This window comes from Labilithrix luteola (genome assembly GCF_001263205.1).
In the GTDB taxonomy this organism is placed as follows: domain Bacteria; phylum Myxococcota_A; class Polyangia; order Polyangiales; family Polyangiaceae; genus Labilithrix; species Labilithrix luteola.
On record NZ_CP012333.1, the window covers coordinates 8,336,857 to 8,360,278 of the forward strand.

A 23,422-nucleotide genomic window follows, 5' to 3' on the forward strand; every position below is an offset into this window, starting at 1 on the left:
GATTGGCTGCTTCGGCAGGCGTCGCTACTGCGTCAGGGGCGAGCCGGCTGGGGAGCGTTTGGGCGCTGCGCCCCCAGCCATCATGTTCAGTCTCTGGTCAGTATCCGATCAGGATCCGGCGTCAGTGACCGGCTTCGACCTTGACGCCCTTCGGGGGCTTGCCCAGCAAGAGAACGAGCGGAAGCGTGATGACGATGAGCGTCGCCGTGATCCAGAACGTATCGTTGAAGGCCATGACGGACGACTGGATGCGCGTCGAGCCGTCCAGGATGGTGAGCGCCATTTGCTTGGCCTTGAGCAAGTCGGCGCCCTTGGCCACGAACCCACCGGTGAGCTGAGCCACGCGCGACTGGACGTCCGGATCGGTCACGGCCAGGTGCTCGATGAGCACGGAGCGGTGGAACGTCTGACGGTTGCCCAGGATCGTGGTGAGGAGCGCGACGCCGACGCTTCCGCCGAGCTGACGCGTGAGGTTGAAGAGCGCTGTCGCGCCCGCCACGTCTTCCTTGGGGATCGGCCCGAGCGCAGACATGCTCAGCGGCAGGAACATCAAGACCGTTCCGAAGGCGCGGATGACGAGCGGCCAGAACAGGTCGTCGGAACCCGTCGACGGTGTGAGCTGCGCGAGGAGCACGACCGCGCTCGCGAGGATCAGGCCGCCCCCGACGAGAACGATTCGCGGGTCGAACTTTCGGATGAGGATGGCGACGATGGGCATCGCGAAGGCCGACGTGAGCGCGCCCGGAAGGAGCAAAACACCGGTCTGCTGCGACGTGTAGTGCATCACGTTCTGCGAGAAGATCGGGATGGCGAAGAGCGCACCGTAGAGCGCCATACCGACGACGACCGAAAGAATGCTGCCCGCCCAGAGCGAGCGGTAGCGGAGCACGCGCAGGTCGACGACGGGATCCTTCGCGCCGAGGACGCGGAAGACGAAGAGCACCATCCCGAGCCCACCGAGGATGGCCATCGTGGTGACGAAGGGCGATTCGAACCAATCGTCCGTGTAGCCTTCTTCGAGGAAGGTCTGGAAACACCCGATGCCGATGGCGAGCAGGGCGATCGCGAGCCAGTCGACCGGGGCGTTCGGGCCTGTCTTCTTCTTGTCGGCCGGAAGGGCCGTGACGCACATGAACGTGGCGGCGATGCCGACGGGGAGGTTGATGAAGAAGATCCAGCGCCAGTTGATGTTGGTGACGATGTAGCCGCCGAGCGTCGGACCGATGACGGGGCCGGCGATGACGATGGCGCCGAAGAAGCCTTGCGCCATGGCCTGCTCTTCGCGCGGGAAGGTCTCGAAGAGGATCGCTTGCGCTTTGGCGAGCAGGCCTCCTCCGAAGAGGCCTTGGAGCACGCGCGCGACGGTCAGCATCCACAGCGTGGTCGACATGCCGCAGAGCATCGACGCCGCCGTGAAGCCGACCAGCGAGAAGATGAAGTACTTCTTCTTGCCGAAGCGGTTACCGAGCCAGGCGCTCAGCGGAAGAATGATGACGTTCGCGATCGCGTAGCTCGTGATGACCCACGTGATCTGCGTCAGCGTCGCGCCGAGCGACGCTTGCATGTCGGTGAGCGCGACGTTGACGATCGACGTGTCGATGATCTCGAGCAGGGCGCCGAGGGCGACCGCGACCGCGACCAACCACTTGTTGGAGCCTTGTTCGGCCATCGAGAATCAGTGCCTCGTGTTGATCGTGAGATCGACGTTCATGCCCGGACGGAGCACGACCGACGTCGGCACGTTCGTCAGCTTGACCTTCACGGGCACGCGCTGGACCACCTTCGTGAAGTTGCCGCTCGCGTTGTCGGGCGGGAGAAGCGCGAAGCGCGCGCCGGTGGCCGCCGAGAAGCTCTCGACTTCGCCATGCACGGTGACGCCGGGGAACGCGTCGATGGTGGCTTCGGCAGGCTGACCTGCGCGCATATGGCCGATCTGGGTTTCCTTGAAGTTCGCCGTGATCCACACGGCCTGCGTCGGCACGAGCTGGACGATCGGCGAGCCAATCGAGAGCGTCTGCCCGACGGCGACCGACTTCTTCGAGACGACGCCGTCCGACGGCGCGGTGATCTTGGTGTACGAGAGATCGAGAGAAGCGAGGTCGCGAACGGCCTTGAGCTGCTCGACCTGCGCATGGGCGGCCTTCGCGCGCGCGTCGGCCTGGGCGACGTACACGTCGACCTCGCTCGCCTTGGTGACGTTCGCCGAGGCTTCCTGCACGCGGCTCGACGCCTGCGCGACGCTCGCACGGATGTTGGCGAGGCTCGCGCGCGCCTGGGCGAGCTGGGCAGTCGCGGTGTCGAACGAGGTCTTCGCGCGATCGAGTTCGACTTGCGAGACGGACCCTGACGCGACGAGCTTGGCCGCGCGATCGCGGTCGATCGTGGCCTGGGAGAGGGTGGCTTCGGCTGCGGAGATGCGCGCCTCGGCTTCGAGAACCTGGTCGCGCGAACCCGTCGCGCTGGCCGACGCGGCGCTGAACGACGCGCTGGCGGCGGACTTGTTGGCGTGGGCGCCGACCGTCGAAAGGCGGGCGTCGGCATCGGCCGCCGAGGCATTGGCAACGGCGGCGGCGAGGTTGGCTTCGGCCTGCGCGAGACGGGCCTTGGCCGGCGCGTCGTCGATCTCGGCGAGCACCTGACCGGCCTTCACGATCTCGTTGTCGCTGAAGTTCACCTTCACGACCATGCCGGACGTGCGCGGCGCGACGGCGACGACGTCGGCGTCGACCTGAGCGTCGTCCGTCGACTCCAGACCACGGTGCGTGATGACGTATCCACCGCCGACGACGGCCGCGATGCCTCCGACGGCGAGCAGGATCGTGCGTGCCTTACCCGGCTTCTTGGCCCCGGTCGCGGCAGCCGCATCGGTCGTGTCTTTCGCGCGGGGAGCAGCAATGTCCGCGTGGGGGGCAGCTTCGTCGAGAGCCATGGATTCTTGATGCCTTCCTAATCGCAACTGTCGTTTGCCTTTGGGAAGCTACGATCGAGGGCTTGAAAAGGCAACGAGATGTTGCCATTGTCTCCCCATGACCGACACGGCAGGCAGCGCGCAGCGCCGTACGGCAGGGGTTCGATGCGGCGGACGCAGTGCCCGTGTCGTGGAAAATGTGCTCGAGGCAGCTGTGGCTGAGCTTGCGAGGGTCGGCTACAGCGCTCTCCGAGTCGAAGACGTGGCTGTTCTCGCGAAGGTCAACAAGACCACTGTCTACCGCCGCTGGCCGACGAAGAGCGAGCTCATCGCCGATGCGATCCGGTCGGTGGCGGGTTTCGACGAGCCGCTGCCCGACACCGGAACGATCCGCGGTGACCTCATCGAGCTCGTCCGTCGTTCGCTCGCCTTCGCTCGCAAGCCCGAAGGCCGCGCGGTCTCTCGTCTCATCGTGGTCGAGGGCGGCACGCCCGAGGTGGACGCGCTCGCGCGCCTCTTGCGCGATCAGAAGCGGGCCAAGAATGCCGAGGTCATCACGCGCGCGATTGCTCGCGGCGAGCTTCCGCACGATACGCCGGCGGATCTGGTCGTCGATGCAATCACGTCGCCGCTCTTTGCGAGGGCCATGCGGTTCAACGAGAAGATCGATCAGGCGACCATCATCGCGCTCGTCGATCTCGTCGTGACGGGAGCGGAGAACGTCGGCAAGCGCGGATCACGAGGTCGTTAACGGTAGCGGGCCGCTCCGTTTTCAACGGCACTCGTCGTTCGCGCGGTCCTCTTGGACCTACGTTCAGGTCGCGCCTTTCGTTTCATATTCACGACTGCGGCGACCAATTGCACGGGCCACGGCCGTTCGCGCAAGTCTGTCGCAAACTCCGTTTGATTTTTCAATCAGCGCAACGGAGTTTGCGCTGTAGCTTGGCGGAGTGTCTCCGCCTCTCGTCGTCGAACGCGGCCGCATCCTCGCGTACCGAGTGGTCGACGTGGGAGACACCATCGCACTCGACGTGGCCGAACGGCTCGTGCAGGGCTCGAGTCGCTTCAAGCTCGGTGGCACCCTTGTCGAGGGCCTCGTCATTCCCGTGCGCCCGCTCGCTATCGATCTCGGCGAGCTCGACATCGTCGTGCCCTCGCTCGGCATGCGGCTCCCGGCACGCGCGTCGGCGCACGTCTTCGACTTCGGCGCGCTCTCGATCCTCTACGACGTCCCGATCGTGCCGGGATCGTCGCTTCAGGAGCTGATCCCACTCTGCGACGCGCTCTACGAAGCTTCCGAGCTGGATGCGGAGGGCAAGAAGCACCGCGAAGAGCTCCTCAAGCGTCTTGGCTCGAGCGTCGAGAAGCCCCACGATTGGGCCGAGGTCGAGACCTACACCATCGTGTTCGTGGAGAAGTTCGCCGACGCGGACGGACATGATGGGCGAACGAGCTTCGATGGCCTCGCCGACTCGGAGGTCGTTGCCAAGCTCCTTCTCGGCGAGACGAGCGAGAAGCCCCTCAACGCGACTGTGCGCAGAGACGTTCTCGGCAACGCCTTTTCGTACCTCGAAGACGACCTCGTCATCGTCGACTGGAACAGCGCCCTCGTCGTCGAACCGAACGGCTCACGCATCGTTCCGTTCCTCCTCGAACTCGCGACCTGTCAGCTCCTCGAGTTTCGCTACTACGACACCCTTCTCGATGCGCAGCTCGCGCGGGTCTATGAGCATGTCGAGAAGAGCAAGCCGCGCGTGTTCCGGAGTCCGTACCGTGGGCTGACGCGCGACGTGCTCCGGCGCTTCATGGAGCTCACGGAGTTCAGCGAGCGCGTCGACAACGCCATCAAGTCGGTCGGTGACGTTTACCTCGCGCGCGTCTACCTCGCGGCCATCAAACGGTTTCGCGTTCCGGACTGGCGAGAGAGCGTGGAGGCAAAGCTCGGTCTCGTCGCGCGCGCCTTCGACCTCCTCAAAGGCGAAGTGGACACCTCCCGCGCGGAGCTTCTCGAAATCATTGTCGTGCTGCTCATTCTCGCCGAGCTCCTCGCCGCGTTTAGGCCCCATTAGGTCGGGTGAAATGACCATGGGTCGCGAACGGGCCAAGTCCGCGATTCTCGGAGCGACCAGTGCATTCTGCATGCGTGCCCAAGTGGGGCATCGAGTCGTAGCCCAAAGGAACGACGCCGCGCTGTCTTGTAGCGCCTTGGACGCATGCTACTAGGGAGGCAATGCTGACTCTGGGGGATCCGGGGCCGGACCTTTGGTCTCGCTTCGAGGAAGGCAGCGCTCCGGACGATGATCCGGTCGTCACGCGGTGGACGCGCTCGGCGCGCGCCAAGCATCTCGTCTCGTCGAAACCGATTGGCCTGTGCGTCGCTGCGTCGGCGGTGGCCGAGCGCCAGGCGCGATCGGCAGCGTTGCTCGCAGCGGCCGATCGACTTCTCGCTTCGGCGGCCGAGGAGCTCGTCTCGCGCGGCTGCGCGGTCGTCGTCACCGACGCCGAGGGCGTCATCCTCCGCACGTACGGTGTGGACGGCCTCGAAGATCGTGCGGCGCGTCCTGGTCTCGTCGAGGGGACACGCTGGTGCGAGGCGATGCGCGGCACGAACGGCATGGGCACCGCGCTCGAGGAGGGAACGGCCGTCGCCGTTATCGGGCGCGCCCACTTCGACCCCGCCGCACGCAATCTCGTTTGCTACAGCGTTCCGATTCGGGGCGTGAACGGCGTCATCGTCGCAGCGCTCGACATCTCGGCGCTCGCGGCCACGGCGGACCCCTTGCTCGGCGTCGTCGTGCAGAGCCTGGGTGCTGCCATCGAAGGCGCACTTCGGGTTCATGCGGTCGAGCAGGTCGCCAGCCAGATGGATGCGCTCCGTAGCGAAGAGGCCGAGGCGCGCAAGTTGCGCGACGAGCTCGCGTCGACGCTCAAATTGAACGAGACGTTCTTGGCGGTCGTCGCCCACGAGCTGCGTGGGCCCCTGGCCACGGTCTCGATGGGGGCCGACTTGCTCCTCGCGCGCGCGCACGACGCGAAGCAGCGTCGCGTCGCAAGTCTCGTGCGTTCGAGCGGCCAACGCATGTCGCGCATGGTGGAGGAGCTCTTCGACCTCGCACGCGCTCGATTGGGCGGCGGCATTCCGCTTCTCCAACGCGTGGGAATGGACTTCGGCGCCGTCGCCGAGCGCGTCGTCGGCGAGTTGGCCCTCGCACACCCCACGCGCGCGCTCGATCTCACGAAGAAGGGCGACACGTTCGGCGATTGGGACGAAGTGCGCATCGGTCAGCTCGTTTCCAATCTGATCACGAATGCGATTCGTCATGGCGGCAACGACAGCCCCATTCGCGTCGAGATCGACGGGAGCTCGGCGAGCTCGGTCGTCGTCACCGTCACGAACGAAGGTGAAATCCCCTCCGATGTCCGTTCGCGTCTCTTCGATCCGTTCGAGGTCAGTCGCTTGACACGGTCGCGCGAAGGGCTCGGTCTCGGGCTCTTCATCGCGTCGCGGGTGGCCGAAGCGCATCGAGGCACGATCTCCGTCGCCTCGCGTGCCGGCGAGACGGTCTTTCGCGTGATGCTCCCGCGCCACGACGGTGCGGCGAATTCTTGGTCGAAGGTGCCAGTCTCGGTCGGTTGACGCTCGTCACGCGGGTGACCGCGCGATCGTGATATTGGACGGTCATGCGCGTGACGGTCCTCGGTGCGGGTTACATGGGCACGGCAATGGCAGAGGTTGCTGCCATGGGCGGTCACGACGTCCGGCTGTGGGGCACGTGGCTCGACGACGCCATGATCGAGGCGGTCGAGCAGCGGCGTGAGCATCCGCGTTTGAAGATGGTCGTCGACGCGCGCATCGTGCCCATGCGCAGTGGCGCGCTCGCCGAAGCGCTCGCGGGAGCCGAGCTCGTCATCCACGGCGTGAGCTCTGATGGTGCGATGGCAGTCATGGAGAAGGCCGGCCCGCACATTCCGGACGTCCCCGTGCTCAGCGTCACGAAGGGCTTTCTGCCGTCGCGCTCCGGCGCGATGGATCGAATCGACGTCGTCCTCTCGGAGATCGCCGGGCGCAAGCTGCGCTTCGTGCACGCGGCAGGACCTGCCAAGGCGATCGAAATCGCGCGGCGCGTCCTCACGCTCATGTGCTTCGCGGGCGAACGCCTCGAAGACGCCCGCACGTGCGCGGCGGTGATGGGCGCCCCGCACATGCAGATCGCCACGTCGGACGACATCGCGGGCGCCGAAATTTGCTCGGCCATGAAGAACGCCTATGCGACCGGCCTCGGTCTCTGGGACGGCATGGTCGGCGCCGACTGTCACAACGCACGCGCGGCGTGCTTCACGCAGGGCATCGTCGAGATGGAAGCCCTCGTGAAGGCTGGCGGCGGCCTTCGCGAGACGGTGCAGCGCGCGGCGGGCGTCGGCGATCTCCACGTGACGGCGGCGGCGGGGCGAAACCGCGCGTTCGGCGAGCGGGTAGGGAAGGGCACGCCTGCCAAGCAGGTCGCCGCGGAGATGCTCGCGGCCGGTCAGCTGACCGAGGGCTATGCCGCCATCGCCTCCGCATGGCGCTGGGCCCAGGAGCACGGCGTACGCGATCTGCCGTTTCTCAAGGCCCTCAACGCGATCGTGTGGGAAGGCGCTGAGGTTGCTCCCACGCTCGCGTCGCTGAAGCTCACCGTCTGACGCTCGCGCTGTCCACGGGCCTTCGTGTGCGCGGTCTCGCTTCCCCGCGTCGCGAGCACAGTGGTAAACAAAGAAGTCATGCGTCAATGCTTCGGCGTCGTGGCTCCGATGTTTTCCCGCGTTTCCCGCCTCGTCTCGGGAGGCGTGCTCGTGGTGGGGGTCGTCGCTGGGATGGGTTGCAACAAGAAGGCGGCCGGGACTTCGTCGGTCACCTCCGAGGGCGGTCCCGTCGCCATCACCGCCGGTGAAGACGGTTTCTCGCCGAGCTCCGTCAAGCTGAAGAAGGGCGCGCACACCACGCTCGTCTTCACGCGAACGACCGATCAGACGTGCGCCACCGAGGTCGTCTTTCCGGAGCTCAACGTGAGGAAGGACCTCCCGAAGGGCATGCCCGTCACGATCCCCGTTCCGACGGACAAGGAGCAGACGCTCACCTTCCAGTGCGGCATGGGAATGTACAAGAGCTCGGTCGTCATCTCGGCGCAGTGACGCGGTCGGCGTGAGTCGGGGCGAGCGCTTCGCCGACGGAGCTCACTCGCCCGACGCGTAGGAGAGGCGCCGCCGGATGGTCGCGTCGAGCTGACTCTGGACGAGCCGCAGGATGCTCTCGCACTCTTCGCGGCTCACGCGCGCCTGCTTCATGAACTTCTCGCGCGTGCGTCCGAGGAGATCTTCGCGCGCCTTCGCGAGCCAGCGCGCGGCCGTTGCTCGGTGAACCTGGTAGAGCGCGCCGATCTCGTCGATCGAGAGTTCGTCGATGACGTGCTGCTTGAGGATCGTGCGATCGCGGTCGTCGAGTGAGTCGAGCGCTGCCTGGAACACGGTGGCGAACTCTTTGCGGTACTTCGCCTTGATGTAGAGAAGCTCGGGATCGGTGCCGGCGGTGCGTTCGGTGAAGACGTTCGCGTCGTCGGGCGTGAGGACCTCGCGCTTGCCCTTCCGTACGACCTTGAGGGCCGCACGTACGGCGGTGACACGCAGCCAGCCGCGAATGTCTCCGTGCCCGGCGTATTCGCGAATGCGCGGAGGCGCCACTTCGTCTCCGGCAAAGACCACCCGCCGCACGTTCTGCAGCGCGTCTTCGATGACGGCATCGGTCAGGCGCATGCGCTGCAAGGCGCCGCGTGTTTCCTGCAGGCAGTGGGCATCGAGGGCTCGAATCGACGCTGGGTCGCCGGCTGCACACCCGCACGCCACGAGGAGATCTCCGGCACGCAGTCGCGAGAGGTCAGCCGTATCGGCATCGGGTGCGAGGCGCTCGGCGAGGTAGGAGAGGAAGGCTTCGTCGCCGACGGAAAGGCCAGGCCATGCGGCGCGGGCGGTGCCGAGAAGCTCCCCGAGACGCACTTCGAGATCGGGTACCGCCAACCAGCGCGCCCGGTCGTCGGGGCCAAAAGCGACCTCGCATGCGACCCCGAACGCGCGCGAGAGGCGACCGTCGTTCAGCATCGCGGTAAGATAGCAGGCCTCGTCGACGAAACGACCATGTGCCCGTCCGAAAGCATCATCCTCGCGTTCGTACAAGGTGAATCTCCCCCCGAAGAGCGGGCCCAAGTCGAGCGGCACATGGCGTCTTGCGAAGAATGCAGGATGCTCATCTCGGCGATGGCCCGTTCGACCGTCGCCCCGCGCCCTGCATTCGATGCGGTTCGTGGAACGGCGGATACCGCCCCCGCCGTCGAGGCGAACAGCGATGAAAGGCAGGCGCCGAAGGCTCCCGTCACTATCGGAAGCGTCGTCGCGGACAAGTACCGCATCGACGAAGTTCTGGGCGCGGGCGGCATGGGCATCGTCATGGCGGCCACGCATCTCGGCCTCGGCCAGCGGGTGGCGCTCAAGTTCCTCGTCGGTCCCGCCGCCACGACCCGCAGCGGGCGCGCCCGGTTGATGCGCGAGGCCCGCGCCGCCGCTTCGCTCGAGAGCGAGCACAGCGTGCGCGTGACCGACGTTGGCTCGCTCGAGGACGGTACGCCGTACCTCGTCATGGAGCTTCTGCGCGGAACCGATCTCGGGCGTTTGCTCGAAGACGCCGGGCCGCTGCCTATCGAGCTCGCCCTCGACGTCACCTTGCAGGCTTGCGAAGCCGTTGCCGAGGCGCACGGGCGCGGCATCATCCATCGTGACCTGAAACCGGCGAACCTCTTCCTCGCCGAGCGTTCGGACGGCACGCGCATCGTGAAGGTTCTCGACTTCGGCATCTCGAAGGTCGAGAGCGCGGGCGAGGCGCAGATCACGACGTCCGATGCGATGATCGGGTCGCCGCGCTACATGTCGCCCGAGCAGATGGTGAGCTCGCGCCTCGTCGACGCGCGCACCGACGTCTGGTCGATCGGCGTGGTCCTCTTCGAGCTCGTCACCGCGCGACCTCCCTTCGAAGCCGACACCATCGCGGGCCTTTGCGCCGTCGTGGCGACGGCCGCCGCGCCGGACGTCCGCACGTATCGCAAAGACGCTCCCGAGCGCCTCGCCGAGGTCATTCGAAAGTGTCTCTCGAAGGAGCCGCAGAAGCGCTATGGCTCGATCGCCGAGCTTGCCGAGGAGCTGCGCGTTCTCTCGCCGCCCGCCCTCCAGCACACGATCGATCGCATTGCGCGCCGTGCGTCGGGCGCTCCGGCATTGACCGCGTATGCCAAGTCGTCGTTCGAAGCGACGACGGCGTCGACGTCGAAGAAGAAGCCCGTCGCGATGATCGCCGGAGCGATCGGGGCAGCGGCGGCGCTCGCTGTGGCACTCGTCGTCGTGGTCGGCCGGAAGGGGCCTGACCATGCCGTCGGTGTGGCGGAGACAACGGCGAGCATTCCTTCGGTTTCCGCAGCCGCGCCGGTGGCGAGCGCCGAACCCGTCGCGGCGCCTTCGTTGACCGCGCCGCCCGCAGCAGCATCGTCGACGAATGCCGCCGTGGAAGCACAGCGTGTCGATGCGCGTCGTCCTGCCGACGTGCCGCCGACGAAGCTTCCGAAGCGTTCCGCGCCGAATCCGGCGGTCGTGCCGGTGGCGGCTCCTGCGCCATCGCCGACGCCTTCGCCCACGGCGTTGTCCGATCACCCCTCCGCCGTGCCGGAGACGAAGAGCAGCGGACTCATCGACCGCAAATAAATCCGAAATGCGAAGGGCCTCCCACGCATCGTGAGAGGCCCTCCGCATGCGTGTCAGACGAGGTTCACTTCTTCGGAGCGCCCGCGTCCTTGCCGCCGGCGGCCGGCTTCGGCGCGCCTGCGTCCTTGCCGCCGGCCGGAGCGCCCGCGTCGGCAGCTGCCGGAGCCGGCGCCATCGACATGTCCATCGGCGCTTCGTGATCGACCTTGATGGTGCGCGTGGTCGAGTTCCACGGGCCGTCGATGACCTTGTCCGAACCGTCGACCAGCTCGACCTTCAGGTGGTACTGGCCGTTCTGGAGGTTGTCGAGGTAGAGCGGCGTGCCGAACTTCGTGACCTTCGCGGTGAGGTCCTTCTCGATGCCCGGGCCGGTCACGGTGACGTTCACGTGCTCCTTGCCCTCGGCGAGCGTCACGTTCGCGACCTGGAAGTCGACGAGCACGTGGTTCGCCATCTCGCCGTTGTAGTCACCCTTCGGGCGGCTGTAGATGAGCATCGGCTTCTTCGTCGGATCGTTCTTCGTGTCGCCCTTCTTGCCGACCCAGAACGGAACGACCGTGAGGGCGTCCTTCGTCTTGACCGACTCGTGGTTCGCGCGGCTGGGGAACGCGACGAGGATGTGCTGACCCTCGGCGAGCGCCTCACCGCCGGTGAGCTCGGAGAGCTTCACGGGCGCCTTGGTGTCGTAGATCGCCTTGTAAGGCTTGTTGTCGAGAATGAGGTGAACGTGGCTCGAGCCCTGGGCCGTCTGCCAGTTCTTCACGTCGAGCTTCACCGCGAAGTCGCCCGCCTTGTCCGCGGGAAGGACCTGATCGCGGGTGGGCGCAGTGAGCTTGACCGTCGGCGTGGGGGCTTGCGGATCGGGGCTCGCGGCACCGGGGTTCAAGGTGACGGGCGGCGCCGGCGCCTTCGCGGGGGCCGCCGCGGCCGTGGGCGCCGTCGTCGCGACGGGCGCGCCAGCGTCGACGCTCGCCGGGGGCGGCGGCGGCGGAGGGGGCGGGGGAAGATTGTCGTTGCCACCACCGCAAGCGGCTGAGGCGAGGACGGCGAAGGTGACAGCCAGAGAGCCTCCGGCGAGGAGGCGGAGCGTGCGGTAGACGTTCATGGTGTTGGCGGCACTTTCCATTGGCAGGGCTAGCGGTGCAAGGGCCTACTTGACGTCCGACGATGAAGGGGCCAAGCCACGGCGCGTCCCTTTCCGATTAGAATGGGCGAGAACGAATGCCGCACCAGACGAGCTATCTCTCGAGTTTCATGAGCCTGCTTCACGACTCTTCTCGTTTTCGTCGGTCGGGAGGTCCCGCGTTGGGGGGTAACGGGGGGCGCTCCTCAGGCCTTTCGTCGGTGGGTCTGGCGCGCGGCGGCGCGGGCGGGGAGGGCTGAGCGACATGGCCCTCGGCTTCGATCTCGATGAACGTTTTTCGGGCTCGTACTACCGGCTCGATCAGCCGTTTTCGGACCTCGGCATCCGTATCTCGCTCAAACTCGGCGTCGATGGCTTGCGCAGGTTCCTGCGTGACCGTCGCGTCACGGCGCGTGGGACCATTCACGCGGAGGGGCTTGCGGAGAACGGCGGCGAGGGGGCCGCGCTCTACGGAACGCTGGCGATGAAGCTCTTCGACGAGAAGCGCATCCCCTACGACCTCTCGTTCGAGGGCGACGACTGCCGCACGTATCGCCTGCGTGGGCAGCGCGACTTCTTCGTCCACGATGCGGTCGATTCGCTCACCATCCTCCCCGCCAGCATCTACGACGATCGCGGAGACGAGGTGGCGCGCGCCGTGCTTCGCTTCGATCCGAAGACCGAGCTGCTCGCGACGGTCAAATCCTTCCGACCTCGGGTACGTGCGCCGCGCGTGTCTGGGTAGGCGAGAGGCCAAACATGGAACGATTGCTCCCTGCGTCCACCGTGCTCCTCGTCGTCGACGTGCAGGAGAAACTCGCGGCGGCCATGCCGGACGAAGCGCTCTCGAGCGTCGTTCGCAACACGGGCATCCTGCTCGACGCGGCGAAAGCGCTCGGCGTTCGTGTCGTGGCGAGCGAGCAGTACCCGAAGGGTCTCGGTCCCACGCTGGCGCCGCTCGCGACCAAGCTGGCCGACCTTGGTGTCACGCCGATGCCAAAGATGACGTTCGACGCGTGCTCCGATCTCGCGATTGCGCGAACGCTCTCGCAGCTCGCGCCGCGTGCGGTGGTCGTAACCGGCATGGAGAGCCACGTTTGCGTCTTCCAGACGGCGCGCGAGCTCGTTCGTCGTGGGTACGCGACCTACGTCGTGAGCGACGCGGTGGCCTCGCGTCGCGAAGACAATCGTCAGATGGGGCTCTCGCTCTGCGAGCAGGCGGGCGCCACGTTGACCGTCACCGAGACCGTCGCCTTCGATCTGCTCGAGCGCGCCGGCACCGAGGCGTTCAAGACCGTCTCGAAACTCGTTCGTTAGCGGGAGTTATCATTCACTCCTGCCGCGCATCCTTGCAGCGCTGAAAGAATCCGCTGCCTCGTCGACCAGATCTCGCCAAGTTGCCGCTGGCACGAAAGCTGCTCCGTAGGCGGGCGGCACCGCGTTGAGGCTTCGCCCCCCCCGAGCCCGGACGCGGTGCCGTTTTCATTTTGTCGTCTCCGTCCCCTCGGTCGAGGCGTTGCGTCGAGACCGACCGACAGTGAGCGAAGTGCGGCGGTGTTGCGTCGAGCCCCGACCGACAGTGAGCTACTGCGGCAGCGAGGTCCCAAGCCCCGACCGACAGTGAGCTAACTGCGTCGAGCCCCGACCGACAGTGAGCTAACTGCGGCAGCGAGGTCCCAGCAATTCGACCGACATTGAGATCTACAAAAGCTGAGCCCTGTCGGAATGGCAGGGTGGGTTGACGGGTTGTCTGCCGGTGACAACATGGCTCCCGTGATTGACGATCTGTCCAAACGCTCTGACCTTTCGTCCAGCTCTAGCTCTGCCGAGGGGGCGCCCGAACGGCCACGGCCGGAAGGCGACGAGGGCATCACCGTTCTCGTCGTGGACGACGAGCGCTCGAACGTCGAGTCGCTCGAGAAGATTTTCCACCGCGAGAACATGCGCGTCCTCGTCGCGTACGACGCGAAACACGCGCTCGAGCAAATCCGTAGCCGGCGCGTTCACGTGGTGCTCACCGATCTGATGATGCCGGGCACCACCGGCCTCGAGCTTCTACGCGCCATCAAGCAAGTCCAGCCCGAGGTCGAAGTCGTCCTCATGACTGCGTACGGCTCGGTCGAAGCGGCCGTCAGCGCGATGAGGGAAGGGGCCTACGACTTCGTCGAGAAGCCGCTCAAGCGCATGACGATCGTCAAGAGCGTGCGCAAAGCCGCCGAGCGCGGACGCCTCCTCGAAGAGAACCGCTCGCTGAAGGACGAGATCAAACTCCTCACCAAGCGCGAGCTCATCGGCAGCGCGCCCGCCTTCCGTCACGTCATCGAGGTCGCGTCGCAGGCCGCACCCAGCACGGCCACGGTGCTCGTCCTCGGCGAGAGCGGTACGGGCAAGGAGCTGCTCGCTCGGTACATCCACGAGCGCAGCGGTCGCGCCAAAGGGCCGTTCGTGGCCGTCAACTGCGCCGCGATCCCCGAGACGATCCTCGAGAGTGAGCTCTTCGGCCACGAGCGCGGAGCATTCACCGGGGCCGTTGCCAAGAAGGACGGTCGCTTCGCCAAGGCCACCGCCGGCACGCTGTTTCTCGATGAAATCGGCGAGCTGTCCCCGCAGGTGCAGGTGAAGCTGCTGCGCGTCTTGCAGGAAGGCGAGTACGAGCCGCTCGGCGGAAACACCGTGCGCGCAGACGTGCGCATCGTCGCGGCGACGAATCGAGACCTCCTCGCCGAGGTCCAGGCCGGCCGCTTCCGCGAAGATCTCTACTACCGACTCAATGTCATCGCCGTCACGGCCCCTCCGCTCCGTGCGCGCCGTGAAGACATCCCGCTCCTCGTCGACCATTTCGTCGGGCTCTACGCGAAGAAGAACGGCAAGGCGCGCCTCGGCGTGGCTCGCGCCGCGCTCGATCGAATGATGGATTACGCGTGGCCCGGCAACGTCCGCGAGCTCGAAAACGTCATCGAGCGAGCCGTCGTTCTCTCCCGCGGCGACACGCTCGCCGAAGGCGATCTGCCCCAGGCGCTCGCCATGGCGGAGAGCGCCGCTCCGCGACCGCTCGAATTCCCCGTCGGCACTCCGCTCGAGGAGATCGAGCTGCGCGTCATCAAGGAGACGCTCAAGCACACGAAGGGCGACAAGTCCCTCGCGGCGCAGCTCCTCGGCATCTCCACCCGGACGATTTACCGAAAGCTCGACGGCGTCGACACCGAGGGCTGAGCCCGGTTCGGTTCCGTCGCGGCGCCCCTCGGGATCGGCCTTTCTAGCCGCTTTGCGCATTTGCCGTTCCGCCAAGTGGATCCGGTTGTCACTTTGTCAGCGAAGCGGCCTCCTGGTCGCCAGCTCCGCCAAGGTGGCGAACGACGGCTGGCTTCCCAGTGGAAATGACACTGGATTTTCAGCGTCTAACTTGCTGGCATGCGGCTCGCACTCCGAGCTCTGTCGTAGTTCTCTGCCGTAGTTCTTTGGCGGCTCTCGCCACCCGCCCTCGGCCCCCGCTGTCCTAGAGCGGTGGGTCGGGAGCATCCGCTCGGATCCCCCTGCATGCTCGCCTCGACGTAGACCATGGCCTTCGATCAGCTCCTCAAGAAGAATTTCTGGATCGTCGTGCTTCCGCTCGTCGCGATTGCGGCGCTGCTGAATGCACAGGCGGTCACGCAGCTCGTCGGTCTTGGCTTGATGCCGGACGAGAAGGCTCTCGCCGCACCTCCGCCGGCAGCCAAGCTGACGCCGTCGACGACGGCCGGCGGCAAGAGCACGAGCGCCGAGCCCATCCTCGCGCGCAACCCGTTCGATCACGTCACCGGCCCGCTACGGCCGCCGGCCGAGGAACCCGAGGCCGCTACGGGCTCCACCACCGTCGACACGAGCGACCCGTGGAGCGCGCCCGTTTGCGACGCCATCAAGGTCCTCATCATCACCGCCTCGAGCGATCCGGACTGGTCGTTCGCGGCGTTCAACGACGGCAGCAAGAGCATCCTTCGCCGTCGCGGTGACGAAGTCAGCGGCAAGCGCGTCGTGTTCGTCGGCTGGGACCGCGTGTGGCTTCAGAGCGGCGGATCGCTTTGCCAGGCGCAGCTCTTCAAGTCGGAGAACCCGCCGCCGAAGCCTGCCGCTGCGCCAGTCGCAAGCGAAGCACCTCCGCCCGCGGCCGCTGGCAAGGGCGCCTCGGCGCTCGCGCCCGATCTCGCCAAGGGCATCCAGAAGAAGAGCGCCACCGAGTGGGACATCGACCGCGGCGTCGTCGACAAGATCCTCGAGAATCAATCGGAGCTGATGCGTCAGGCGCGCATCGTTCCCGAGCAGGAGAACGGCAAGGTCGTCGGCATCCGCATGTTCGGCATCCGCCCCGACACGCTGCTCGGAACGCTCGGCATGGAGAACGGTGATCGCCTTCAGACGATCAACGGCTTCGACATGGCGAGCCCCGAGAAGGCACTCGAGGCGTACGCGCGCCTTCGCACCGCCGACAAGCTCACCGTCTCGATCAACCGTCGCGGTCAGAACATGAACCTCGACTACAACATCAAGTGAGACCGCGCCCGATGACCGAAAAGAAGCCCGTTTCGGGCGCCGACGTCTCGTCGTCGTATCCTGCGAGCGACAGCGATCTGCTCCGGCGCACCGTGCGCACTGTGGTCTTGCTCGTCGCTGCATGCGTGCTGTTCGTCGGCATGCTGAGCCTCCTCGCCTTCACGGTGACCGCGCGCGCCACGCATCCTGCTCCCGAAGAGCAGCGAGCGCCGGCGACCACCGATCACGCCACGAGCGGCCAGGCCGCCAAGAAGCCCCTCTCCATCTGACTCGGACGATGAAGCGATCCCTTGCTTTGCTCTCTCTCGTAGCTGCAGTTCCTCTCGTGGCGACGTCTGCGTACGCCCAGCCGAGGCTGCGTGATCGCATCAATCGCCCGGGAGCGATCCCGCCGTTCAACAAGGACGCGGCAGCAGGAAATGCAGCGGCGACGGATGCAGCAGCTCCGGCGACTCCCGCTCCCGCTCCCGCGCCCGCTCCTGCTCCTGCCGCCGGTGCGGGGGGAACGCCCGGCGCGGGAAAGGCGACCACGCCCGCGGCTGGAGCCGGTGGCAAGACGCAAGCGGATACGTCCGGTCTCGCGCAATTCGAGAACTCGATGGAGTTCGAGCCGCGCAGCCCGAACTACCGCGTTGCCTTCTCGCTCGAAGACGCCGACCTCCCGGAGCTCGTTCGCGTCATTGGCCAGCTGACCGGCAAGCGCTTCATCTTCGGCGGCAAGGTGAAGAACATCAAAGCGACCGTCTACTCACCGCAGAAGGTGACGGTTGCCGAGGCGTATCAGGCGTTCCTCTCGATCCTCGAGACGAACGGCCTCACCGTCGTCCCGCACGGTCGCTTTCTAAAGATCGTGGAGACCGGCGGCATACAGAGCTCGGGCACGCCGGTCTACGGCGCTGCGCAGGGAGCGCCCAGCGAAGATCGCTACGTCACGCGCATGCACCGCCTCGGGCACATCAGCGCCGACGACGCGGCGAACGTGCTCGGCAAGTTCAAGACGAAGGACGGCGACATCACGGTCTACGGACCGGGCAACATGGTCATCATCACCGACACCGGATCGAACATCCGGCGGATGATGTCGATCCTCGAAGAGATCGACGTCGGTTCGAGCGGCGATCAGATCTTCATCGAGCCGATCCACTACGCGTCGGCGAGCGACATCGAGAAACGCGTCAACGACCTCTTCGACGTGAAGAGCGCCGGTTCGGCCCCGCCCGCCCAGGCTGGAAAGCCCGGTGGCGCGGGCGGTGTGCCCGGCGGCGGCCCGGCTGCGTCCGACGTTCACGTCGCCAAGATCGTGAGCGACGATCGTTCGAACTCACTCGTCATCGTCGCCACCGAGCGCGCGTATCTGCGCATTCTCGAGCTCATCAAGCGGCTCGACGTTCCGCAGACGGGCGAGGGCGAGATCCACGTTCTTCCGCTCCAGCACGCCGACGCGACCGAGCTCGTCAAGACGCTCAACGACATCGTCGGCGGTGCAAGCTCCGCGGGACCACCCGCCCCGGGCGCTCGAGGTCAGCAACCGGCCGCGCAGAGCGCTGCGCCGGCGGGCATTTTCGAGGGCGGTGTGAAGGTCTCGGCCGACAAGGCCACGAACTCCATCGTCGTGACGTCGTCGCTCCGTGACTACGCATCGCTGCGCTCGGTCATTGATCGGCTTGACCAAGCGCGTCGGCAGGTCTTCATCGAAGCGGTGATCATGGACCTGCAGCTCAAGCGATCCGACCAGCTCGGCGTGAGCTTCCACGGAGGTGCGCCGTTCCAGTTCGACAACCCGAACGACTCGGTCATCTTCGGCGGTAACAAGATCACGAACACGATCCCGCCCGTTCCGACCGATCCCGACGCACTCCAGGGCTTCGCGCTCGGTGTTCGCGGTCCTGGTATCTCCGGTTCGCAGAACTTCCTCGGTACCGGTATCTCGATTCCGGCGTTCGGTACGTTCATCCAGGCGATCGCCAAGACCGGCGACAGCGACCTGCTCAGCACGCCGCACATTCTCGCGCTCGACAACGAAGACGCGGAAATCAACGTCGGCGACAACATCCCGCTCCAGACGAACGCCGTCAGCGCCTTCCCCGCGCTCGGCGCCGCGGGCGGGGCGGGCGGGGCGGCCGGTCTCGGTGCACTCGGCGGTCTCGGTGGTCTCGGCTCCTTCGGCTCACCCCGTCAGGACGTCGGCACCAAGATCAAGATCAAGCCGCACCTCAACGACTCGAACGAGGTTCGTCTCGACGTCACCGAGGAAATCAGCGAGCAGGGCGCGCCCCTCGGCGGAACGCTCGGCGCCATCCCGATCAGCAAGCGCACGGCGACCACGAAGCTCGTCGTCGCCGATCAGCAGACGGTCGTCATCGGCGGTTTGATCCGAAACGTCACCTCGCGCGCGGAAGAAAAGATCCCCGTCCTCGGTGACATCCCCGTGCTCGGCGCGCTGTTCCGCAAGCGCACGAACACGAACGAGAAGCGAAACCTCGTTCTCGTCATGACGCCGTACATCATTCGCAACCAGCAGGACCTGCGCACGGTCTTCGAGCGCAAGATGCAAGAGCGGCAGGAGTACCTCGACCGCTACTTCGTCTTCAGCGATTCGTCGGACTACAAGCCGCCGAAGGACTGGTCGCGCACGAACGGCCTCATCGAAGACATTCGCCAGGCCTACTTCGCGCAGGAAGAGAAGCGGAAGCTCGACGAGATCACGAAGCCTCGTGAGCAGAAGACGCACGAGCCTCAACGCCCGCTCGAGATGCCCCAGACCCCGCGCGGCGGAGCGGCCCCCGGCTCGAGCACGAGTCCCACGGGCACCAGCCCGACCCAAGCCCCTCCGGGCGGCGTCACGCCGGCCGGTGGTGGAGTCCACCCGACCCCGGCTCCCGCGGGCGGCGCAACGCCCCCGGTCAACGTGAACCCGGCGGTCCGCAACATCGAGAAGATCGAGAAGTAGGGCGATCCATGGAGCAGCGGTTCCTCGGCGAAATCCTCCACCGGCGCGCGGGCGTTCCGCTCGAGCGCCTCGAAGCGCTCTATGCCATCCAGCGCGAGAAGGGGATCGACTTGACCGATCTCCTGGTGAACGGCAGCGTCCTCGACGACTCGGCCATCGGCCAGGCGCTCGCCGCCGAAGCCGAGCTGCCGTACGTGGACAAGCCCGAGCCCGACCGCATCTCCACGGCGCTCGCCACCCGCCTTCCGATCACCTTCGCGAAGGCTCACAAGGTGCTCGTCACCAACGAAGACGACTTCGCGGTCTACGTGCTCGTCGGTGATCCGTTCGACACGCCGGCGCTCGACGAGATGCGCGTGCTCTTCGGCAAGGCCGTCGAGGCGAGCGTGTCGCCCTCGGAGCGCATCATCGACGCCATCAACCGCGTTTACGAGCGCGAAGCGGGCGGCGGCGAGCTCGAGACGGAAGAGGGCCGCGTCGACGAAAACGAGGTCGCCGGCGGCGACATTCTCGACTCCGACGACGAGGCCCCGGTCATCCGCTGGGTCAACTCGCTCTTCCTCCAGGCGATGAAGGAGCGCGCAAGCGATATCCACATCGAGCCGGAAGAGAAGGAAGTCATCGTTCGCTACCGTATCGACGGCGAGCTCTACGTGGCGCGCCGCGCACCGCGCGCGTTCATGAACAGCATCGTCGGCCGTATCAAGATCGAGAGCGCGCTCAACATCGCCGAGAAGCGCCTCCCGCAAGACGGCCGTATCACCAAGAAGATCGCCGGAAAGAGCTTCGACATCCGCGTCAGCACGATCCCGACGAGCCGTCACTACGAGCGGATCGTCATGCGTCTTCTCAACAAGTCGTCGGTCCTCCTCGACCTGCCCGACCTCGGCTTCAGCCCGCGCGACTACGCGCTGATGGATTCGCTCATCCATCGGCCCGACGGCATCATCCTCGTCACGGGCCCCACCGGCTCCGGTAAGACGACGACGCTCTACGCGTGTCTCAACCGGATCAACCAGCCGAACATCAACATCCTCACCGCCGAGGACCCGGTCGAGTACGAGCTCCCGCAGATTCACCAGGTCCACGTCAATGCGAAGATCGGACTGACCTTCGCCAGCGCACTCCGCGCCTTCCTCCGTCAGGACCCGGACGTCGTCATGGTCGGCGAAATCCGTGACAAGGAGACGGTCGAGATCGCGATCAACGCGTCGCTGACCGGCCACTTGGTGCTCTCCACCATCCACACGAACGACGCCGCCGGCGCATTCACCCGTATGGTGGACATGGGCGTCGAGCCGTTCTTGCTGCGTTCGTCGGTCATCGGCGTTCTCGCCCAGCGCCTCGTTCGCGTCCTTTGCCCGCACTGCAAGGAGCCGTACGAGGCGAGCCCGACGGAGCTCGAAGAGCTCGGCATCACGCACGAGCGCATCGCCGCTCGTCGCCGTCGCGCCGCGAATCCGAACTCGCGCTATTACCCGCGCACGGTCAGCATCGGGAGCGACGTCCTCGACAACTACCCCACGGAGGGCGTCACGATCTACAAGCCGAAAGGTTGCGACAAGTGCGCGCACACCGGCTTCAGCGGACGTCGCGGTATCTACGAGCTCCTCATGATGGACGACGTCGTCGGCCCCATGGTGCTCAAGGGCATGGACGCGCAGACCATCAAGCGTGGAGCCATGGAAGCCGGCATGGATAGCCTTCGCGACGACGGCGCGCGCAAGGTTCTCGCCGGCCTCACCAGCGTCGAGGAAGTCCTCGTCGCCACCCAGGACGACATGGAGGTCGAGCCCGACCGCCCGAGCGTCCGGAGCGCGCGGGTGTAACCGGCGATGGCTGTCTTCGCGTACCGCGGGCTCCAGGTCTCGAACGGGAAGCAGGTTTCCGGCGTTCGTGACTCGGACAACGCCAAAACCCTTCGCGCTGCGCTGAAGCGCGAAGGGGTGCTTCTTACCGAAGCTTCCGAGGAGAAGACCGGCAAGAAACGTGGTCGATCGGTCGGCTTCGGCGCCTTCTTCGGCCGCGTCTCGGTCGGCGACACCGCCATGATGACGCGCCAGCTCGCCACGCTCGTCGCCGCGGGCATTCCGCTCGTCGAGTCGGTCGCCGCGCTCACCGAGCAGGTCGAGAAAGAGGAGCTGAAGAAGGTCCTCTCGATCGTGCGCGACAACCTCAACGAAGGTACGAGCCTCGCCAAGGCGCTCGAGCCGCACGGCCACATCTTCCCGCCGCTCTACGTCAACATGGTCGCGGCGGGTGAAGCGTCCGGTACGCTCGAGCAGGTTCTCGAGCGTCTCGCCGACTTCATGGAAGGCCAGTCGCGTCTGCGCGGCAAGGTCACCGGCGCGCTCGCGTATCCGATCCTCATGCTCGGCATGGGCACCTTGCTCATGACGATGATGATGATCGTCGTCGTCCCCAAGGTGACGAACATCTACGCCACCCTCGACCGCGCGCTGCCCTGGTACACGGCGCTGCTCATCTTCGTGTCGAACGCGCTCTCGTCGAACGAGATGCTCGGCTTCATCACGGCGATGGCCGGACTCATCTTCACGCGCAAGGCCCTCGCTCCCGGCGCGAAGAAGACACTCTGGACCGTGCTCGCGATCATGGCCGCCTGCGTGATCGTGCTGTCCTTCTTCTTCGTGGCCTCGAAGGCGAGCTTCGCGATCGGTCTCGGCATCGGCCTCGTGGCCGGCTTCGCCGCCGCGCGGTTCGTGGCGTTCCTCGGCACGCCTGCCGGGCAGCTGTGGTCGGACGGTCAGAAGCTGAAGCTCCCGCTCTTTGGTCCCGTCTTCCGCATGCTCGCGGTCTCGCGCTTCTCGCGCACACTCGCGACGCTCCTCAAGAGCGGCGTGCCGCTGCTCAAGGCGATGGAAATCGTCCGTCACGTTCTCGACAACGCGAAGTTGTCGAAGATCGTCGAGGAGGCCTCGGGCTCGATTCGCGAAGGTGAATCGATCGCCGGACCGCTCAAGCGCAGCGGTGAGTTCCCGCCGATCGTCGTCCACATGATCGCAGTCGGCGAGAAGTCGGGTCAGCTCGAGCAGATGCTCGAGAACGTCGCGCGCGCCTACGACGCCCAGGTCGAGACGCGCGTGCAGGCCATGACGAGCCTTCTCGAACCACTCATCATCGTTTTCATGGGAGGAGGCGTAGGCTTCATCGCGTTCTCGATCCTCATGCCTCTCATCCAGATGAACGACTTCGTGCAGTGAAGAAGTGAAAGGTCGCAACCGTCGTGGCTCGTGTTCGTGAATCCAAGGTCTTCTTCCCGTGGGAGCGTCGGCGTGGCCTTTTCGGCATGCTCGGCCGTACACGGGTGCGCCTCGTCGCGGCCGTGGTCACGGGGCTCGTCCTCGTGCTTTGGATTCACGCGCGCGAGGAGAAGGCGGCAGGAATAAGGGCCACCCGCGCGACGATTACCGGTACGTACCGTGCGGTCGCTTCGTATCGCGCGGACCACGCTGGGGCTTGCCCCCGTGAGCTCGGCGAACTCGTCAGCGGCGGCTACGTTCAAGACGTGCCGTTCGACGCTTGGGGCGGGCCGCTCCGGCTCACGTGCCCGGGGCGACGCGACCCTTCAGGATTCGAGATCTCGAGCGACGGGCCTGACCGACTTCCGGGCGGGCTCGACCGTGTGGAGTAAGTGACCGGAACTAGGATGCGGATCAAAGGAGACAACGAAATGGCGACTACCCGGAAGAGCCGCGCGCTCGTGCGGGCCCGCGTTCGTCGTGCGCTCAAGCGCGGCGTCACGCTCATCGAAATCCTGATCGTTCTCGCGATCGTCGGTCTCATCGCCGGCGGCGTCGCGGTCGTCGCGGTTCCGAAATATGCAGAGGCCCAGAAGACCCAGGCGAAGAACGACCTCCGCGCCATCCACCCGGTGGCCGAGAAGTTCCGCGTCGACAACCCCGGCGAGTGTCCGACCGTCGAGCTGCTCCGCCAGAAGAAGGAGCTCAGCACGGCGTCGAAGATCACCGACCCGTGGGACACCCCGTACCGCATCATCTGCAACGACGAGGACATCGTCGTGACGAGCGCCGGTCCGGACAAGAAGGACAACACCCAGGACGACATCCGCATCCCCGAGGCTCAGGCCACGGACAAGCATTAGCGAAGAGCAGTA

At 66.2% G+C, this 23,422-nt stretch carries 20 protein-coding genes and 1 pseudogene; 17 read left to right on the top strand and 4 right to left on the bottom strand.

Going from position 1 to position 23,422, the window contains the following annotated elements; all coding sequences use genetic code 11:
* Window positions 1-121 precede the first annotated feature (121 nt).
* On the bottom strand, window positions 122-1,669 hold the full coding sequence (locus tag AKJ09_RS36200) for a DHA2 family efflux MFS transporter permease subunit (RefSeq protein ID WP_146652409.1): 1,548 nt from the start codon (window positions 1,667-1,669) through the stop codon (window positions 122-124).
* Between the two features lie 6 nt (window positions 1,670-1,675).
* Complete coding sequence (locus tag AKJ09_RS36205) at window positions 1,676-2,929, bottom strand: HlyD family secretion protein (RefSeq protein WP_146652410.1); 1,254 nt, start codon at window positions 2,927-2,929, stop codon at window positions 1,676-1,678.
* A 97-nt stretch (window positions 2,930-3,026) separates the two neighbouring features.
* Here AKJ09_RS36205 and AKJ09_RS36210 point away from each other — a divergent pair, with 97 nt between their 5' ends.
* From AKJ09_RS36210 to AKJ09_RS36230, 5 genes are all read left to right on the top strand, one after another.
* A complete protein-coding gene (locus AKJ09_RS36210; RefSeq protein WP_146652411.1) occupies window positions 3,027-3,659 on the top strand; it encodes a TetR/AcrR family transcriptional regulator in 633 nt (210 codons plus the stop codon).
* A gap of 199 nt (window positions 3,660-3,858) precedes the next feature.
* Window positions 3,859-4,977, top strand: a complete 1,119-nt coding sequence (locus tag AKJ09_RS36215) for a hypothetical protein (RefSeq protein ID WP_146652412.1) — start codon at window positions 3,859-3,861, stop codon at window positions 4,975-4,977.
* A 161-nt stretch (window positions 4,978-5,138) separates the two neighbouring features.
* Window positions 5,139-6,545: an ATP-binding protein gene (locus tag AKJ09_RS36220; protein WP_146652413.1), complete on the top strand. Its 1,407-nt coding sequence runs from the start codon at window positions 5,139-5,141 to the stop codon at window positions 6,543-6,545.
* Between the two features lie 44 nt (window positions 6,546-6,589).
* Window positions 6,590-7,591, top strand: coding sequence for an NAD(P)H-dependent glycerol-3-phosphate dehydrogenase (locus tag AKJ09_RS36225; protein WP_146652414.1), 1,002 nt, complete (start codon window positions 6,590-6,592; stop codon window positions 7,589-7,591).
* A gap of 78 nt (window positions 7,592-7,669) precedes the next feature.
* The gene (locus AKJ09_RS36230) at window positions 7,670-8,080 is read left to right on the top strand and encodes a cupredoxin domain-containing protein (RefSeq protein WP_146652415.1); all 411 of its coding nucleotides are present in this window, start codon (window positions 7,670-7,672) and stop codon (window positions 8,078-8,080) included.
* 42 nt (window positions 8,081-8,122) lie between these two features.
* On the opposite strand, the gene AKJ09_RS36235 is transcribed toward AKJ09_RS36230, so the two are convergent.
* Entirely contained in the window at window positions 8,123-9,040 is a 918-nt protein-coding gene (locus AKJ09_RS36235) for a sigma-70 family RNA polymerase sigma factor (protein ID WP_146652416.1), read from the bottom strand.
* A 36-nt stretch (window positions 9,041-9,076) separates the two neighbouring features.
* Here AKJ09_RS36235 and AKJ09_RS56405 point away from each other — a divergent pair.
* Both AKJ09_RS56405 and AKJ09_RS36240 read left to right on the top strand, forming a co-directional pair.
* Window positions 9,077-9,169: pseudogene (locus AKJ09_RS56405) on the top strand (zf-HC2 domain-containing protein); the annotation flags it as partial.
* Between the two features lie 12 nt (window positions 9,170-9,181).
* Window positions 9,182-10,687 (top strand): serine/threonine-protein kinase, encoded by a 1,506-nt coding sequence (locus tag AKJ09_RS36240; protein WP_240488703.1) that lies wholly within the window; start codon window positions 9,182-9,184, stop codon window positions 10,685-10,687.
* Window positions 10,688-10,751: 64 nt separating this feature from the next.
* Here AKJ09_RS36240 and AKJ09_RS36245 read toward each other — a convergent pair whose 3' ends face one another.
* Window positions 10,752-11,813 carry a hypothetical protein gene (locus AKJ09_RS36245; RefSeq protein WP_146652418.1) on the bottom strand — a complete coding sequence of 354 codons (1,062 nt, stop codon included), beginning with the start codon at window positions 11,811-11,813 and terminating at the stop codon, window positions 10,752-10,754.
* 262 nt (window positions 11,814-12,075) lie between these two features.
* Here AKJ09_RS36245 and AKJ09_RS36250 point away from each other — a divergent pair, with 262 nt between their 5' ends.
* The 10 genes from AKJ09_RS36250 to AKJ09_RS36295 all read left to right on the top strand — a co-directional run bounded on the left by AKJ09_RS36250 (window position 12,076) and on the right by AKJ09_RS36295 (window position 23,410).
* Window positions 12,076-12,555: a hypothetical protein gene (locus AKJ09_RS36250; protein WP_146652419.1), complete on the top strand. Its 480-nt coding sequence runs from the start codon at window positions 12,076-12,078 to the stop codon at window positions 12,553-12,555.
* Window positions 12,556-12,569: 14 nt separating this feature from the next.
* Window positions 12,570-13,127, top strand: coding sequence for an isochorismatase family protein (locus AKJ09_RS36255; RefSeq protein ID WP_146652420.1), 558 nt, complete (start codon window positions 12,570-12,572; stop codon window positions 13,125-13,127).
* A gap of 447 nt (window positions 13,128-13,574) precedes the next feature.
* A complete protein-coding gene (locus AKJ09_RS36260; protein ID WP_146652421.1) occupies window positions 13,575-15,023 on the top strand; it encodes a sigma-54-dependent transcriptional regulator in 1,449 nt (482 codons plus the stop codon).
* Window positions 15,024-15,368: 345 nt separating this feature from the next.
* Window positions 15,369-16,337 (top strand): type II secretion system protein GspC, encoded by a 969-nt coding sequence (gspC, locus tag AKJ09_RS36265; protein WP_146652422.1) that lies wholly within the window; start codon window positions 15,369-15,371, stop codon window positions 16,335-16,337.
* Between the two features lie 11 nt (window positions 16,338-16,348).
* Window positions 16,349-16,606 (top strand): hypothetical protein, encoded by a 258-nt coding sequence (locus AKJ09_RS53545; RefSeq protein WP_169928143.1) that lies wholly within the window; start codon window positions 16,349-16,351, stop codon window positions 16,604-16,606.
* A gap of 56 nt (window positions 16,607-16,662) precedes the next feature.
* Window positions 16,663-19,287, top strand: a complete 2,625-nt coding sequence (gene gspD, locus AKJ09_RS36275) for a type II secretion system secretin GspD (RefSeq protein WP_240488704.1) — start codon at window positions 16,663-16,665, stop codon at window positions 19,285-19,287.
* Window positions 19,288-19,295: 8 nt separating this feature from the next.
* On the top strand, window positions 19,296-21,116 hold the full coding sequence (gspE, locus tag AKJ09_RS36280; protein ID WP_146652424.1) for a type II secretion system ATPase GspE: 1,821 nt from the start codon (window positions 19,296-19,298) through the stop codon (window positions 21,114-21,116).
* 6 nt (window positions 21,117-21,122) lie between these two features.
* Entirely contained in the window at window positions 21,123-22,508 is a 1,386-nt protein-coding gene (locus AKJ09_RS55170) for a type II secretion system F family protein (protein WP_240488705.1), read from the top strand.
* A 23-nt stretch (window positions 22,509-22,531) separates the two neighbouring features.
* Window positions 22,532-22,939, top strand: coding sequence for a type II secretion system protein GspG (locus tag AKJ09_RS36290; RefSeq protein WP_240488706.1), 408 nt, complete (start codon window positions 22,532-22,534; stop codon window positions 22,937-22,939).
* A 39-nt stretch (window positions 22,940-22,978) separates the two neighbouring features.
* Window positions 22,979-23,410, top strand: a complete 432-nt coding sequence (locus AKJ09_RS36295) for a type II secretion system protein (protein WP_169928144.1) — start codon at window positions 22,979-22,981, stop codon at window positions 23,408-23,410.
* The last annotated feature ends 12 nt before the right edge of the window (window positions 23,411-23,422 follow it).